Source organism: Acinetobacter albensis (genome assembly GCF_900095025.1).
Lineage (GTDB): Bacteria > Pseudomonadota > Gammaproteobacteria > Pseudomonadales > Moraxellaceae > Acinetobacter > Acinetobacter albensis.
This window is the reverse complement of the sequence record NZ_FMBK01000008.1, coordinates 25,921-41,782: the sequence shown is the minus strand read 5'-3', so window position 1 is coordinate 41,782 and position 15,862 is coordinate 25,921. Positions and strand designations below refer to the sequence as shown.

The following is a 15,862-nucleotide window of genomic DNA, read 5'->3' as shown; positions in this document are numbered from 1 at the left end:
ATAGATTTTACAGATTTGATATGGCTATCACCTGTTTCAACCTAAACCCCGATTACCGTTTAATAAATGATGGAATATATTTATATCAATTTCTCTGCAAGCATTATGCTGAGTTTTTTAAAGAAAAATAGTCTTGTATTTTTATAAAGCGACACACCTTGTCGCAATATTCTTTTGTCATTACATTTTTTTATTTTTAAGTTTTTATAGAACAGAGAGAGTCTCAGTCTTGCGCTGTCATTACAAAAAAATACCATCGTTAAAGCAGGTAAAAAATATTTTTTTAGAATTGAACAATCAATATTTAAATAAAAAAATTAACTTTACCGTTCATCGTATTTTCATACTTTTAACAATAAAAAACGCGACATTATAGTCGCGTTTTTTCAATAAAAATCGCGATCTAAGCTCGGTTTAAGTCTTTGTCATGCACGCCTAGAAGATAGAGCACCCCATCTAAACCCACACTTGAAATAGCCTGATTTGCATTTTGACGGACTAAAGGTTTGGCACGGAAAGCCACACCGAGACCAGCAATCGATAGCATCGGCAAATCATTGGCACCATCGCCTACAGCAATGGCTTGTTCCAACGAAATCCCCATGTTGTCGGCAAGTTCACGCAGCAATAAAGCTTTACGCGCCCCATCCACAATATGACCTTTGACTTCACCTGTCACCTTGCCATCTTGTACATCCAAAATATTGGCATGCACTTCATCAATCCCTAACTTTTCTTGCAAGTATTCAGCAAAATATTGAAAACCACCTGATAAAATTGCAGTTCTATAACCCAATGATTTCAAAGTTGAAATAAGATGTTCAGCCCCTTCAGTCACCGTTAAACGTTCAGCAATTTTAGGTAATACTGCTGCATCTAGCCCTTTGAGCAAAGCAACACGTGCACGGAAACTTTGTTGAAAATCTAATTCACCTTGCATCGCACGCTCAGTAATTTCAGCCACTTGCGCGCCTACACCTGCGTCAATCGCCAATTCATCAATCACTTCCTGTTCAATCAAGGTCGAGTCCATATCGAAGCAAACCAAACGACGGTTACGACGGTAGGCATTGTCTTCTTGTACAGCTACATCGACATTCAGTTCACTTGATAAACGTAAACATGCAGCACGCATAGCCGTGGCATCCAACATTTGTCCTTTTAAACCAAATTGTACGCACGAGCGTTTTGGTGTATCTGCTTGATTTTCCAGTTCGGGACGACCTGATAAACGAGTTACCGTTTCAATATTAAAACCTTGGCTTGATACAATTTGGGTCACTGCTTGTAACTGCGAAGCGGTCAATTCAGGTGCCAAAGCCGTCACGATATAACGTGTCTGTCCGCCCTCACCTACCCATTGATCATATTCTGTTGCAGAGATTGGTTTAAAGCGCACTGTTAAGCCAATATCATGTGCTAGAATCAGAATCTCCTTCATGGCTAATGCTGTAGCAGTTTGGTCATCTGACGAAACAACAATACCTAAAGTCAGTTGGTTGTGGATGACGGCTTGTCCAACATCCAGAATTTGTAAAGAATGTACGGACAATACCTGCATTAATCGTGTAAATTGATTAGGCTGGTCTGGTCCTAAAAATGATATAAGAATGATTTCTCGCATGAATTGACTCTGATCTGAGCTACAACTATTGTAAGAATCATAATCGAATTTGAATATAAATGCCTTGGAAGTTTACGTTGAATGCGCCTAGACAAGGGCTCTTTGCTAGCCTACTGATTGTAAGTTTTGCTTTACACACCTTTTTACTGGTACTTGCGACGACGCATCAACTGAATGCTAACCGCGCCAGTCAAGGACAGCTCATGACCACGCAATTGGTCACGGACAGCTTATCCGAGCTTGAACCTGCCAATACAGTATCGTTAGCTTTGCTGGCCAATCGTTACGCCACCAATCCAAGTATTGCCTCGATTCGTATTTTAGATGCAAACAATCAAGTGCTGGCCACAGGCGGTTTGACCAAAACTCGTCAAGGTGAAGTATTTGTTCGTGAAGCACTGCAAAATGAAAAGAAAGTCGGCAGTATTGAAATTACGCTGATTAAACCCAGTATTGGTGAAATTTTACGGACTCAATGGCTGGCTATTTTATTATCACTGATGCTACATGGCTTATTGTGGTTGGCTTATCGAGCAATTGCACGTCCAAGTCGCACCGAATATTTGGCACGAATCAACAACGAATCACGTCTGAAACATGAAATTCAAACGCTGACTCAAGCTTTAGAGCAAGAACAACACAACGCTGCTGTGGCGATTGCACAAGCGCAGCAAAATGCACAGGCAAAAACCAAAGTAAAAGAAACCAAACCTGTGGTATTAGATGACCAGTGTATTGCTTTAAATATTCAGTATTATGATCCAAAACAGTTAATGGATTCGGTCAATAAAACCGTTTCTGTGCCTTATTTTAATTTATGTCAGATTTTCCTCAATAAAGCTGCGGAATTGTGTATTCAGCACTACAAATTAAACCGCTCCGATATTACCACCGTGCATAAATTCGATGAGCATGGCACAACGTTAAGCATGTCGGCCACCACTCCAAATGCAGTTCAATGTTTGGTGATGATCAGTACCGTATTCCAATTGTTGTCCGATGTATTATATAAACGTTATCGCGAAGAGAAACGTTTCGTTTTACAAACGCGTAGTGCGATTTCAAGTCATGTAGAAGCAATGCAATTGACCCCTGTCCAAGCAGCGGAACGTCTGGTTCAACACTTGTCTGCCAAAGAAAGTGCACTTCATTTACCCAATCATTTACTCAAAGAAATTTCTAGCTGTTATCAGTTGGTCAGTATACCAAATCCAACCAATGTCCTAACTCGGCATGCTTTTATGATGAATGGAATGGATAGTGAAGTGGCAGAGTTGGCACAAACTTTTAGAACAGACATTTTAAAAGCCAAACAATCTAAAGCCTCTTAAAAGATCATCATCAGACAAAAAAAACCGAGCATCTGTGCTCGGTTTTTTTCCACTTCAAACAACAGGCTATTCAATGGGATTTGTTTTTATTTGATTGGCTTTACTGGCCCAATACGTCGCTAGTGCTGGCCCTGAAAGATTGTGCCATAAACTAAAAATGGCACTTGGTAGCGCTGTAATCGGTGAAGCAGCAAAATGTACAGCCGCCAAAGCCACGCCCAAACCTGAGTTTTGCATGCCCACCTCAATCGCAATCGCTTTACGATCCGCATAAGGTAATTTAAACAATCGGCTTGCCCAAAAACCCAATAAATACCCCAACCCATTGTGTAGTGCCACCACAGCTAAAATCAGTAAACCTGATTCTAAAATTTGTGCCTTACTGCCCGCAATAATCGCAGCGACAATCGCAACAATCGCAATGACTGAAATGAATGGCATCACTTGTATATAAGCATCTACTTTTTGCTTTAACACTGAGCGTACAATTAGTCCTAAAATAATTGGAAATAAAACCACTTGCAGGATTGAACCCAACATGGAGAGTGCATTAATTTCGACCCACTGGCTGGCTAAAAGATAAAATATCGCAGGTGTTAATACGGGAGCTAAAAGGGTTGAAACAGAGGTACACGCTACAGATAAAGCGGTATTGCCTTTTGCCATATAAGTAATCACATTGGATGCCGTACCACCTGGGCAACAGCCCACTAAAATAACACCAATCGCGATTTCAGCCGGAAGTTGAAATAACTGGCACAATAAATAGGCCAACCCGGGCATTACTACGAACTGAGCCACTACACCAATAATCACCGCTTTAGGCTTTTGAAATACCCCCTTAAAGTCAGCCATGGTCATGGTCATGCCCATACCAAACATGATAATACCCAGCATCCAGATAATATAAACTTTCAGCCAAACAAAAGCCTCAGGGAATATCAAAGCCAGTCCTGCAAAAAGTAGCACCCATAAAGCAAATGTTTTTTGAATAAATTCGATAAAGCGTAAAAAAGGAGCCATAAATTACATCCGATCTTTATTCGGTTTTTGGGTTAAAAACATATCTGAATACCTCAACAACACAATAAAAAATGAGATTCCTTCGCATATTTTTATCCAGCAAGGGAATCTTGTCATTGAATAATGTCTTTGACTAAAATCCGCTTTACACCTTTAGCCAACATGTCTTGCCATGCATGTTGAAGCGAACCATCCAAATCAATGGCTTTCGTGGCATCTGAAATCACATAGGTATTAAAACCAAATTTACGCGCATCAATCGCGGTCCAAGCCACACAAAAGTCAGTGGCAATACCGACAATAAATACACTGTCAATTCCACGTTCTTTTAAATAACCTGCAAGTCCTGTTGTGGTCTTGTGATCTGCCTCCATAAAGGCAGAATAACTATCTAGATGCGCATGATAGCCTTTGCGAATAATCAATTGTGTCGTCGGCAAATCAAGTGCAGCGTGTAATTCAGCATCAAAAGTTCCCTGTACGCAATGTTTAGGCCACAAAACTTGTGTTCCATAATCCAATTCAATGGTTTCAAAAGGTTGTTTGCCAACATGATTCATAGCAAAGGAAATATGATGATCTGGATGCCAATCCTGAGTAATCACAATATTGTCAAAATACTGTGCTAACTGATTAATTTTTGGAATAATCTCGTCTGCATGTGCCACGGCCAAATTGCCGCCGGGGCAAAACCCATTTTGTACATCAACCACAATTAACGCGCTCTTATTTTGCATTGCTCTGCCTCCATGATTGAGTGCTTGTTATTTTGGCTAAGCATATAACAAAATAAATTTCTATATTTAAACCCAACGTTAAAAATATTGATTTTTCACTTAAATTTCTTAAAATTGAGTTGCTGTTGTATCAATATAATAGTGTATTCCGTTTATACAAAATGCATCTAAACATCAACAACACCATGAATTTAATAAATTTAAATAATGAATTCACATTACTTTAATCTTTCATCCATTTTAATTGATATAAATAAATAAAATTAAATTGATATTGTGTAGACTTCAGTGAAATTTGATTGCTTTTCATAAAGTTTTTATCAGTTTGACTAAAGCATATTGTTCTTCATCGTTTGTTCGTTCATAATTTGCATACGCATTACTCAATTCTTGTCAATCGTGTTGAAAATGCTATAAATCAAAATACGCACCCATCCAAATTTATGTTTTTATTCCTCATGGATGGACAAATAGGATATTTTTTTAAAATGACTCAGCAAGCACAGATCATTCAAGGTTCAATTGTCGCAATCGTCACCCCGATGTTTGAAGATGGCAGCGTAGATTGGAAGGGTCTAGAGAAGCTCGTTGAGTGGCATATTCAGCAAGGTACCAATAGCATTGTGGCTGTTGGCACGACAGGTGAAGCTTCTACTTTAAGTATGGCTGAACATACACAGGTGATTAAAGAAGTCATTCGTGTTGCGAATAAACGTATTCCGGTGATTGCAGGAACAGGCGCAAACTCGACCCATGAAGCTATTGAGCTGACCAAAGAAGCGAAAGAGCTTGGAGCAGATGCTGCCTTATTGGTCACCCCTTACTATAATAAACCAACGCAGGAAGGTTTATTTCAGCATTATAAAGCGATTGCCGAAGCCGTTGACTTACCTCAAATTCTTTATAATGTGCCAGGACGTACTGGTGTAGATTTGTTAAATGAAACCGTGATTCGTTTAGCAGATATTCCACAAATTGTGGGCATTAAAGATGCAACAGGTGATGTTGCACGTGGTCAAGAATTGCTTGAAGGTTTAGACGGTAAACACATGATTGTTTATTCAGGCGATGATGCAACTGCTTATCAATTAATGGGCTGTGGTGCAAAAGGCAATATTTCTGTAACCGCCAACGTTGCACCGAAAGAAATGAGTCAAGTCTGTGAAGCTGCACTTGCTGGCGATCAGGTAAAAGCAGAATCATTAAATCTTCAAGTTGCAAATTTACACAATATTCTGTTTTGTGAATCGAACCCAATTCCTGTGAAATGGGCACTTCATGAAATGGGTTTAATTGGTACAGGTATTCGTTTACCTTTGACCCCGCTTGCAGAACAATACCGCACTTCGCTTCGTGAAGCCCTTACGACGGCGGGTGTCATTAAATAAAAGAGCACGATATTATGCAATTACGTTTTGGTTTAACCCTTGCACTTTCAGCATTAAGTTTAGCGGGTTGTAGTTCACTTGCAATAAAAAATGGTTCACTGGACTATAAAGATACCACCACGTTAGAGCCTTTAAAATATCCGCAAGGTTCAATGGTTCGACCTGCAACGCCATTATATCCAGCGCCTGTGGTCGAAACTTTGGCGATTGAAAATGCCCCTAAACTGGAAAATGAGCGTGGTAATCGCTTTGCCTTACCGCGTCCAGAAAAAGCTCAAACCAATAGTGTACCTGCAAACCAACTTGATGTGACTAATGTTAGCCACCCACAATTGCTACGTGATGGAAATCAAAATCCCTTACTCAAAATTGATGGAAATTCTGCTACAATTTGGCAATACACACTTGCTAGTCTCAGCACACTGAACCACACTCTTGTTGGCCAAAGTAAAAACCGTTATGAAGTCACGGTTAAAGTCGATCAACAAATCTATGTGCTTAGACTCAGTTCTGTTGGAACAAGCAATAATCTAGCCGTGTTCAATGCCGATAATAGCTTCGCAGACCAAGAAAAAGCTGCAGAACTGTTAACCCAGATTTACCAAAATTGGCCAGCCTAGTCGTACTAGGTATTTTTTTTTGAAAAAGGTTCCCCCATGTTGAAACAAACCTTGCTCTATACTGGTAAAGCAAAATCTGTTTATCAGACAGACAGTGAAGATCACCTGATTTTAGTTTTTCGTGATGATGCCTCTGCTTTTAATGGCGAGAAAATCGAACAGCTAGACCGTAAAGGCAAGGTGAATAACCGTTTCAACGCCTTTATCATGGAAAAATTGGCTGCTGCAGGAATTGAAACGCATTTTGAAAAACTGCTTTCTCCGACAGAAGTTTTGGTTAAAAAATTAGACATGGTACCTGTTGAATGTGTCATTCGTAACTATGCAGCAGGTAGCTTGTGTCGTCGTTTAGGTGTTGAAGAAGGTAAGGAGTTAACACCACCTACCTTTGAATTGTTCTTTAAAGATGATGCGCTTGGCGACCCAATGGTGAATGAATCTCAAGCGATTGCTTTAGGTTGGGCCACTGCAGAGCAACTTGAACAAATGCAAGTTTTGACTTATCAAGTCAATGATGTTCTTAAAACATTATTTGACCAAGCCAATATGCTTTTGGTCGATTTCAAACTTGAATTTGGTCTATTCCATGACCGTATCGTTTTAGGTGATGAGTTCTCTCCAGATGGTTGCCGTTTATGGGATAAAGACACCAAGAAAAAATTGGATAAAGACCGTTTTCGTCAAGGTTTGGGCGGTGTAGTCGAAGCATATGAAGAAGTGGCTACACGCTTAGGAATAGATCTTTCTGACATCTAATGTTTGTAGACATAAAAAAACCGAGCTTTTCAGCTCGGTTTTTTTAATTTTTTATCATATTGCTTACAATCGAATAAACAAATTTATTTAATAAGAATGATCGTTTTTACATTATTTATCAATCAAGATAAAATCAATTATACAAAGAGAGCCTGACTCTAACATCATATTTTGAATAGTTTGACTCTAATATGCATTTGCCCTCTAGGATGTTCTTTCTCCCAATCTAAGACATCCTATTCGTCCAACTCTTCCCCAAGAGTTGGACTTTTTTTATTGCTGCTGTTGTTCCTGTTGCCAACGACGTTGCTGTAACCGTTCACCTTCGACTTCACGCTTATTACGGGCCGATTCATACAGTTTGCTGCCTTTGAGTTCAGGTGGCAAATACTCCTGCATGACAAAATGTTCTGGATAGTGATGCGGATATAAGTAGTCAACCCCATAACCTTGCTCTTTCATGAGTTTGGTGGGTGCATTACGTAAATGTAATGGGACGGGTAAATTTGACGTTTTATCTGCCAATTCCATGGCTTTATTAATCGCCAAATAAGTACTGTTACTTTTCGCACTGGTGGCCAAATAGACTGCACATTGTCCCAAAATAATTCGACATTCAGGCATACCGACCGCTTGGACTGAACGGAAACATTCTCCAGCCAAAAGTAATGCATTCGGATTCGAATTCCCGATATCTTCAGAAGCTGCAATCAGCATGCGACGTGCGATAAATACTGGATCTTCACCGCCTTTCAACATACGTGCCATCCAATATAATGTCGCATCTGGATCACTTCCACGAATGGATTTAATAAAGGCGGAAACCAAGTCATAATGCTGTTCACCTGACTTGTCATATCGAGCAATGTTCTGCTGTGCCACTTTTACGACAATAGCATTGTCAATTTTATTTTCAAGTTCAGGTTCAAAAGTACTGGCAATTAAATCGAGCAAGTTTAATGCTTTACGTGCATCACCTGCGGAAAACTGAAAGAAAGCTTCATATTCTTCAATCTGAATATAACGTTGTTTTAAAAAGTCATCCTGTTGCAAAGCGTTGTCTAATAAAGTCCGAATCGCATCTTCATTTAAGGCATTTAAGGTATACACCTGACAACGTGACAACAGTGCATTATTTACTTCAAATGAAGGGTTTTCTGTGGTTGCCCCAATTAAAGTAATTTTGCCTTTTTCGACTGCACTTAACAGTGCATCTTGTTGAGTTTTATTAAAACGGTGAATTTCATCAATAAAAACCACAGGGGTGAGTAAGTCGCCACCTTGAGCAATCAGATCGCGTAACTCTTTTACCCCTGTATTAAGTGCAGATAAGCTGACAAAAGGTCGGTCTACTGCTTGTGCTAAGAGTAAAGAAATGGTGGTTTTTCCTACACCAGGTGGTCCCCAAAAAATAATTGAAGGCAAATGTCCCTGATCAATCATCTGACGTAAAGGGGCTTGTACACCTAATAAATGATCTTGTCCTATAATTTCTGAAAGATCACGGGGGCGTAGTCGTTCAGGAAGAGGAATATGACTATCTGACATCTTTTTTATTTCTATACCATACTTAAAAACCAGTCTACTATGTCATACTCAAAAAACGTATTTCAATTCAATTGTTTTACAAAAAAATCCTACTGTTCTTTTAAAAAGATCTGCAATATGATGAATGAATTGTTAGAATTTACACTTTAAATTCAGTATTTTTAGATTAGAATAAAGTACGACAATAAAAGACTTAAAAGCGATTGCTCTGCTTTTCATAAAAAAATATAGAATGAATTTTGATGTATTACATTTTATAACGGTTGTTGAATAGGTGAGGTATATGAAATATTTTTTCAATAGCAAGCCTGTCTATTTAAATCAGGAGAAGAATACGAAGCCTCAGCATAAAAATAAAAAAAATATGTCTTCATTAGAAAGTAAAAATTTATTTTTTCAAAATTTACTCGACCAGTTACCTCAACTTGTATGGGTGAAAGTTAATCAAAATTCTTACTATTACAATCAAGCGATTTGTAATTATATTGGTGAAGAGATTAACTTTTATGAAGTTAACTTTTGGCAAGAATTTTTACATCCTGAAGATTTTGAACATTTTATTGTGCTTTGGCAGCACACCCTACAATCTCAACAGAATTTTGAAAAAGAATGTCGAATTAAGCATGTGAAAAAAGGATATCGATATTGTTTAATCTCGGTACAGCACTCTTCAAATCATTTGAATCCTTTTGAATGGATGATTACTGCCACCGATATACATGATTATTCATTAAAACAATCGGAATTGAATCAAACCATAGAGCTGCAAAATCAACATCTTTTTCAAAACCTTGTGCAAAATGTAGCCCCTATAAAGCAAACCATAACGCCACGATTAAAACCACAAAATCTAAAGTCATCTTGTTTAAATTCTGCGATGTCTGAGCAGAATGCTGATACTCATCTCACTCATAGTCGCGATCCTATTTTCAGTCCTGTTTTGAATAAAGAAGGCTTAATACAAAATATTTTGAATATTTATCCGTATCCAAATGAACAAAAAATAATAGAAAAAGAATTTCAGCAAGTCATTGAATTGGATGAATTAACAGGTTTATATAATCGTCATAGCTTTAATAAAATACTCAAAAGAACCATTCAAAAAGCACGAGAATTAAAACAATCAGTCGGCTTTTTACTGATCGATTTAGATCATTTTAAACACGTCAATGACACACTGGGGCATGTTGCGGGAGATTATTTATTACAAATATTAGGCCGACGCTTCAATCATTGTTTTCAAGATGATGTGATTGTATCGCGTTTAGGTGGAGATGAGTTTGCCATTATTGTTCCAAATCTGAGTGATAAAAATACGTTATTAAACATTGCAAAAACTGCGCGTTTACAACTGAATATTCCGATTTGCTATTCAGGCCAATATATCAATGGGGGGATGAGTATTGGTTGTGCGATCTATCCTCAGGATGCTCAAAACAGTTCAAATTTATTACGTTGTGCAGATATTGCCCTGAACGATCTTAAAATTAGCGGTCGCGGTGGAATTCGTGTATTTAAAACAGCTATGTTTAAAGCCATAGAAATGACCACAAAACAGCTTTCACTTGCTCGAGAAATTATTCACAACAATAAAATTCTTCCGTTTTATCAACCTAAAGTTAACCTTCAAACTGGACAAGTTATTGGTTTTGAAGCCTTACTACGCTGGTATGATGCAGAAGCAAAAATACAATTACCTGCGCATATTTTTTCAGCTTTCCAAGATTACGAATTGGCCACTCGCATTAGTGCCACCATGCAATTAAAAATTTTTAAAGATATGACGCAGTGGCTTGAGATGGGTATGCAACTCTTGCCTATTTCTATCAATGCCGCACCCGTTGAATTTTTACGAGACAACTATGCAGAAACGTTGCTGAATAGATTGGCACAGTTTAATATTCCATTTTCTATGATTGAAATTGAAATTACTGAACAAAGTCTTTCTGAACGTGGTTCTGATTATGTAATTCGTGCTCTGAATATGCTTAAAAAAAGTGGCATCAGTATCGCCTTGGATGATTTTGGTACAGGCCATTCATCTCTAACACGTTTAAGAAATTACCCAGTGAATTGTATTAAAATTGATCGTAAATTTATTGAAAATATAGAACATGACCCCTCTGCAATCGCAATTGTCAAAGCGATTAGCCAAATTGGAGCGAGTATTTCTTTAGATATCTTGGTCGAAGGCATTGAAGATCTAGCACAATTAGAAGCAGTTAAAGCCTGTGGTTGTGATTTGGGACAAGGATTTTATTTCTATCGAGCCATGTCGGTGCAAGATGCGACTCAACTTTTAAAGAAAACTGATGAATTTCTATAATTCAACAAAAGCATCTATAGCGTATATAAGAAACGCACGGTATTTCATCGATATAAAAGATAATGAATTAAATCAACGTACCCAACGTACAACATAATCTTCAATCTCTTCTTCATTAATCTTATTTTCAGAGATACAACGACCCGCAGCCGATTTTCTGGCCTTAATTATGCTGTCATGGCTACCTGTATTTAAATAATGCCATGTCGGTAAATTTTTACCTTCTTTTAAACGGCGATAAGCACAACTGGGGGGTAGCCAATGAATGGTGGCTAATTTTTCTGGGGTTAATTGAATACAATCAGGAACAAACTTAAAACGCTGCTTATAATCACTGCATCGTGCCGTTTGGCAATCTAAAAGCTTACAGGCCACTTTGGTATAAGCCACTTCATTTGAATCTTCATCTTCTAATTTGATCAGACAGCATAAACCGCAGCCGTCACATAAGGCCTCCCATTCAGCAGAATTAAGTTCATCCAATGGGTATGTTTTCCAAAATTCTGTTCGTAATAACTCAGACATTATCATTAAAAAAGAGTGAATATGATCACTATTATAGCCTGTTGAAATGATTATTGTCGTTATCTGATTTTTACTTTAAATCATACATTTATTATTAAAGTCAACACTTTGTAAACAGAAGAATAACACTTTTAGATGTTTCAAAGCCCTATACTGAATTCACTTTGAAAACAACAACACATGGAGAAAGCGTATGTTCCGTTGGGCGATTATTTTTGCTGTGATTGCACTTATTGCCAGTCTACTTGGTTTTGGTGGGGTTGCAGGCTTATCTAAAGATTTTGCTGTTATTTTACTCGTGGTTGCTGTTATTTTGGCAATTGTCGGTTTCTTGTCTCGAGGCAAAGTTTAGAGAGTTTGCTTAGTCAAATAATTCATATAAAAAAGAGCCTACTATTAGGCTCTTTTTTATTGTGTATTTTAATCTTTTTTAATAAATCCCACTCTAAATGTAGATGTCTTATCAATTGAGAGAGGCTAAATAATAAATCTTAGGGTTTTAAATCACGGGGTTTGAATCCTGTAATCAACAAGCCCACTGCATAAGCAATCACGCCAATCACACATAATCCCACCACTTCTAGAATACGTATCCATTGCGAAGCATCGCCATTATACCAACTTAAAGCGTACCAAAGTGCTGCAATCATGGTGATATTCGCTAGCGCAAACTGTAAGAATAGTTTTTTCCAATGAGCCCCAAAACGGTAAATATCGCGTTTATGCAAATAAAAATACAACATTCCTGCATTTACTAAAGCCGAACCTGATGAGGCTAAAGCCAAAGCCATATGTTCTGCTTGCCAATCAATCAGCTTGAAAAAACCAATAAAAATGACATTTAAAATTGCATTGGCTGCAACTGCCATCAATCCAACCCGTACTGGTGTTTTTGTATCTTGCTGGGCATAAAAACCAGGAGCAAAAACTTTAATCAACATAAAAGAGATGACGCCTGCACTCATACATTGCAGCGCCATTGCCGTCATTTGAGTATCTTCTACCGTAAATTGACCACGCTGGAATAATGCCTGAATAATAGGAGTTGATAGCATAAACAAAGCAATACTCGCAGGTACACCGACCAACATAATCACTTTTGCTGCCCAATCAATCATGCCTCGAAACTTTGACTGATCTTGCTCAGCATGCCGTGCAGACAATGAAGGTAAAATGACCGTACCAATAGCCACCCCAATCAAGCCCAGTGGCAACTCTGTCATCCGCTCAGCACTATATAACCAAGAGACTGAACCATCTTGCATAAATGATGCCCAAATGGTGTTGAGCAACAAATTGATTTGCGTGACTGAAACACCAAACAAGGCTGGTAGCATCAACTTCATGATGCGATCTACGCCTTCATGTTTAAAATCAATTTTTGGTGGAATCAGCAAATTTTTACGCCATAACTCAGGAATCTGAATCACCAGTTGTAAAATACCCGCAACCACGACGGCCCAACCCAAAGCCATAATGGGTTCAGCCATATAGGGTGTTAGCCACCACGCGCCTGCAATCATCGTGATATTAAGTAATACAGGCGCAAAAGCAGGTGTCGAGAACGAACCGTAACTGTTTAAAATACTACTGGCAAAAGCAGTGAGTGACATAAACAATAAATAGGGAATCGTGAGACGAAACATATCGACTGCCAAATCAAACTTTTCAGGATCGTTGTGGAAACCTGGCGCATAAATATAGAGTACCGCGGGTGCAGCCACCATGGCCACAAAAGTCAGCAACGACATTACGGTCATTAAACAACCAAACACCCGACTAATCAGAATTTGAACTTCTGCATGGGTTTTAGTCGTTTTATATTCGGTTAAGACCGGAATAAAAGCCTGCGAAAATGCGCCCTCGGCAAACAGTCGCCGAAAAAAATTCGGAATACGAAATGCCACCACGAAGGTATCGAAATCTTTGCCTGCGCCAAATACATTAAGCAAAACGATATCTCGAACCAAACCCAATACCCGAGACAACATCGTCATTGCACTGACAATAAAGGTCGATCGCCAAAGCGCCATCGTTTCCACCTAGTATTAAAATAAGTCGTTATTGTAATGAAACTCGATCTAGAATTTCGTTGTTAAATCATTAAGTCGATCTATTATTTATTGGCCTTCAATTGTTGCAATAAAGTTCTGAATTTGACCCAATTAAAAAATGGTCCAGGATCTGTTTTACGATTAGGTGCAATATCTGAATGTCCCGCCAAATGTTGCAATATTTTAGGATAATGTGTCTGCAATACAGCCGTGACCTGAGCTAAAACAGTGTACTGAATCTCTTCAAAAGGCAGGTCATCACTCCCTTCTAACTCCACTCCAATAGAATAATCATTACATTCTTTTTTAGCCAAATAACTTGAACGTCCTGCATGCCAAGCACGATCATTGAAATTGACAAATTGTAGAACCTCACCAGTACGCAAAATCAACAAGTGGGTTGAAACCTGCATACCTTCAATGCTTTGAAAATAAGGATGTAAAGACCAATCCAATTGATTTTGAAAAAATTGTTCAATATATCCGCCCCCAAACTGCGACGGTGGCAAACTAATGTTATGCACCACCAGCAATTGAATTTCAGTATGTTCAGGACGCTGATTATAATTTGCAGAAGGCACTTGCCTCGCACCGATTAACTGACCATCGATGACCTGAAAAGATGGTGCTGGTTGCATAGTGTGATCCTAACTTAAATTCGCATAAACAGATCATTTTAACGCAATCCTAAAACTTTAAGCTTAAAATCTCAAATTGCACAGATAAAATCGCGGGAAAAAACATTTCTTTTAAATGAACAATGCTAATATAACGCGCAATTTTCATGGGTTAAAAAAGATACGGAAATACTTATGAGCATATCTCAGTCTTTGCTTGAACAATCAATCCAGATCAATATTCAACAGGCCTTACAAGAAGATGTTGGTGAGGGTGATATCACTGCTTTATTAACTCCTGAAGATGAACAAGCCACAGCAACCATCATCAGTCGTGAAGATATGGTGCTTGCAGGTCAGCCTTGGGTCAATGCCTTAATTCAAGCCTATGATGCCAATGTACAAGTCACTTGGCTTAAAAATGATGGTGATCATGTAGAAGCCAATCAAGCTTTTTTAACCTTGGCTGGTTCAGCACGCAGTCTACTAACGATTGAACGCCCTGCTCTCAATTTTATACAAACCCTTTCAGCAGTTGCGACTAAGACTGCTGACTATGTCAAACAGTTAGATGGTTTAAAAACAAAATTATTAGATACGCGCAAAACACTCCCTGGTTTACGAATTGCACAAAAATATGCAGTGAGCGTTGGCGGTGGGAAAAACCATCGTTTAGGTTTGTTTGATGCTTTTTTAATCAAAGAAAATCACATTATGGCAGCAGGGGGTATTCAACAAGCAATTACCAAAGCACGTCTGATTGCGCCCAATAAACCCGTTGAAGTTGAAGTTGAAAACTGGGATGAACTTGAACAAGCCTTAGAAGCCCATGCAGATATCGTGATGCTCGATAATTTTAGTCAACAACAACGAATAGATGCAGTGCAATATGTTGCGGGTCGTTGTAAATTAGAAGCTTCTGGCAACATTACCATTGAAAATTTGCGTGAGATTGCAAGCTCTGGAGTTGATTATATTTCTATGGGGGTATTAACCAAAGATGTGAAAGCCATTGACCTGTCCATGCGTTTCAATGCTTAAACTTCATCGCTCTGCTTGTGGGGTTTAACGGCTAAATCGTGAATTTCAACCGATGGTTTTTGTTTTTGCCAAACAGACTGTTGGTTTGATTTTTGCGAAGCTCTAGGATCACTGGTCATAAGAGCAAAAGTGACCACAGAAATGAGTAAGATAAAGATATTTAACATAGGCAACTCCTCAAAAAGAAAACAGGAGTCTAGTCTGTCAATATGAAGTCGATATTAAGCCAATGTTTAAAACGGTGCAGTAATGTCCCCCTTTTTGTATCCAGT

15 protein-coding genes are annotated in these 15,862 nt (G+C 38.5%); 7 read left to right on the top strand and 8 right to left on the bottom strand.

The genetic code is table 11. The features are described from left to right. Nucleotides 1-403: 403 nt before the first annotated feature. Nucleotides 404-1,624, bottom strand: coding sequence for a phosphoserine phosphatase SerB (serB, locus tag GA0116959_RS07795; protein WP_092720022.1), 1,221 nt, complete (start codon nt 1,622-1,624; stop codon nt 404-406). A gap of 77 nt (nt 1,625-1,701) precedes the next feature. Here serB and GA0116959_RS07790 point away from each other — a divergent pair, with 77 nt between their 5' ends. Beyond that, entirely contained in the window at nt 1,702-2,955 is a 1,254-nt protein-coding gene (locus tag GA0116959_RS07790) for a hypothetical protein (RefSeq protein ID WP_053580283.1), read from the top strand. Nucleotides 2,956-3,021: 66 nt separating this feature from the next. Here the strand turns inward: GA0116959_RS07790 and GA0116959_RS07785 are convergent, their stop codons facing one another. Together GA0116959_RS07785 and pncA are read right to left on the bottom strand one after the other, a co-directional pair. After that, nucleotides 3,022-3,978 carry a bile acid:sodium symporter family protein gene (locus GA0116959_RS07785; RefSeq protein WP_092720021.1) on the bottom strand — a complete coding sequence of 319 codons (957 nt, stop codon included), beginning with the start codon at nt 3,976-3,978 and terminating at the stop codon, nt 3,022-3,024. A 113-nt stretch (nt 3,979-4,091) separates the two neighbouring features. Continuing rightward, nucleotides 4,092-4,715 carry a bifunctional nicotinamidase/pyrazinamidase gene (gene pncA / locus GA0116959_RS07780; RefSeq protein WP_092720019.1) on the bottom strand — a complete coding sequence of 208 codons (624 nt, stop codon included), beginning with the start codon at nt 4,713-4,715 and terminating at the stop codon, nt 4,092-4,094. A 488-nt stretch (nt 4,716-5,203) separates the two neighbouring features. Here pncA and dapA point away from each other — a divergent pair, with 488 nt between their 5' ends. The 3 genes from dapA to purC are packed head-to-tail and all read left to right on the top strand — an operon-like array spanning nt 5,204 to nt 7,479. Beyond that, on the top strand, nt 5,204-6,103 hold the full coding sequence (gene dapA, locus GA0116959_RS07775; protein WP_092720017.1) for a 4-hydroxy-tetrahydrodipicolinate synthase: 900 nt from the start codon (nt 5,204-5,206) through the stop codon (nt 6,101-6,103). A 14-nt stretch (nt 6,104-6,117) separates the two neighbouring features. Next, the gene (locus GA0116959_RS07770; protein ID WP_092720016.1) at nt 6,118-6,723 is read left to right on the top strand and encodes a lipoprotein-34 precursor (NlpB); all 606 of its coding nucleotides are present in this window, start codon (nt 6,118-6,120) and stop codon (nt 6,721-6,723) included. A gap of 36 nt (nt 6,724-6,759) precedes the next feature. Continuing rightward, complete coding sequence (gene purC, locus GA0116959_RS07765) at nt 6,760-7,479, top strand: phosphoribosylaminoimidazolesuccinocarboxamide synthase (RefSeq protein ID WP_092720014.1); 720 nt, start codon at nt 6,760-6,762, stop codon at nt 7,477-7,479. A gap of 273 nt (nt 7,480-7,752) precedes the next feature. Here the strand turns inward: purC and GA0116959_RS07760 are convergent, their stop codons facing one another. Continuing rightward, nucleotides 7,753-9,027, bottom strand: coding sequence for a replication-associated recombination protein A (locus GA0116959_RS07760; protein WP_092720012.1), 1,275 nt, complete (start codon nt 9,025-9,027; stop codon nt 7,753-7,755). Nucleotides 9,028-9,310: 283 nt separating this feature from the next. Between GA0116959_RS07760 and GA0116959_RS07755 the strand changes: the two genes are divergently transcribed. Next, nucleotides 9,311-11,353 (top strand): EAL domain-containing protein, encoded by a 2,043-nt coding sequence (locus tag GA0116959_RS07755; RefSeq protein WP_092720010.1) that lies wholly within the window; start codon nt 9,311-9,313, stop codon nt 11,351-11,353. A 72-nt stretch (nt 11,354-11,425) separates the two neighbouring features. On the opposite strand, the gene GA0116959_RS07750 is transcribed toward GA0116959_RS07755, so the two are convergent. Then, nucleotides 11,426-11,878: a YcgN family cysteine cluster protein gene (locus GA0116959_RS07750; RefSeq protein ID WP_092720007.1), complete on the bottom strand. Its 453-nt coding sequence runs from the start codon at nt 11,876-11,878 to the stop codon at nt 11,426-11,428. A gap of 193 nt (nt 11,879-12,071) precedes the next feature. On the opposite strand from GA0116959_RS07750, the gene GA0116959_RS07745 reads away from it, so the two are divergent. Next, nucleotides 12,072-12,230, top strand: coding sequence for a DUF1328 domain-containing protein (locus tag GA0116959_RS07745; RefSeq protein ID WP_004656956.1), 159 nt, complete (start codon nt 12,072-12,074; stop codon nt 12,228-12,230). Between the two features lie 139 nt (nt 12,231-12,369). On the opposite strand, the gene murJ is transcribed toward GA0116959_RS07745, so the two are convergent. Together murJ and ampD are read right to left on the bottom strand one after the other, a co-directional pair. Continuing rightward, nucleotides 12,370-13,920: a murein biosynthesis integral membrane protein MurJ gene (gene murJ, locus GA0116959_RS07740; protein WP_171256888.1), complete on the bottom strand. Its 1,551-nt coding sequence runs from the start codon at nt 13,918-13,920 to the stop codon at nt 12,370-12,372. 74 nt (nt 13,921-13,994) lie between these two features. Continuing rightward, nucleotides 13,995-14,570: a 1,6-anhydro-N-acetylmuramyl-L-alanine amidase AmpD gene (gene ampD, locus GA0116959_RS07735; RefSeq protein WP_092720003.1), complete on the bottom strand. Its 576-nt coding sequence runs from the start codon at nt 14,568-14,570 to the stop codon at nt 13,995-13,997. A gap of 174 nt (nt 14,571-14,744) precedes the next feature. Between ampD and nadC the strand changes: the two genes are divergently transcribed. Further along, complete coding sequence (gene nadC / locus GA0116959_RS07730; protein WP_092720001.1) at nt 14,745-15,590, top strand: carboxylating nicotinate-nucleotide diphosphorylase; 846 nt, start codon at nt 14,745-14,747, stop codon at nt 15,588-15,590. Here the strand turns inward: nadC and GA0116959_RS14260 are convergent. Further along, nucleotides 15,587-15,757: an ABZJ_00068 family colistin stress protein gene (locus tag GA0116959_RS14260; RefSeq protein ID WP_171256887.1), complete on the bottom strand. Its 171-nt coding sequence runs from the start codon at nt 15,755-15,757 to the stop codon at nt 15,587-15,589. The genes nadC and GA0116959_RS14260 overlap by 4 nt on opposite strands. Between the last annotated feature and the right edge of the window lie 105 nt (nt 15,758-15,862).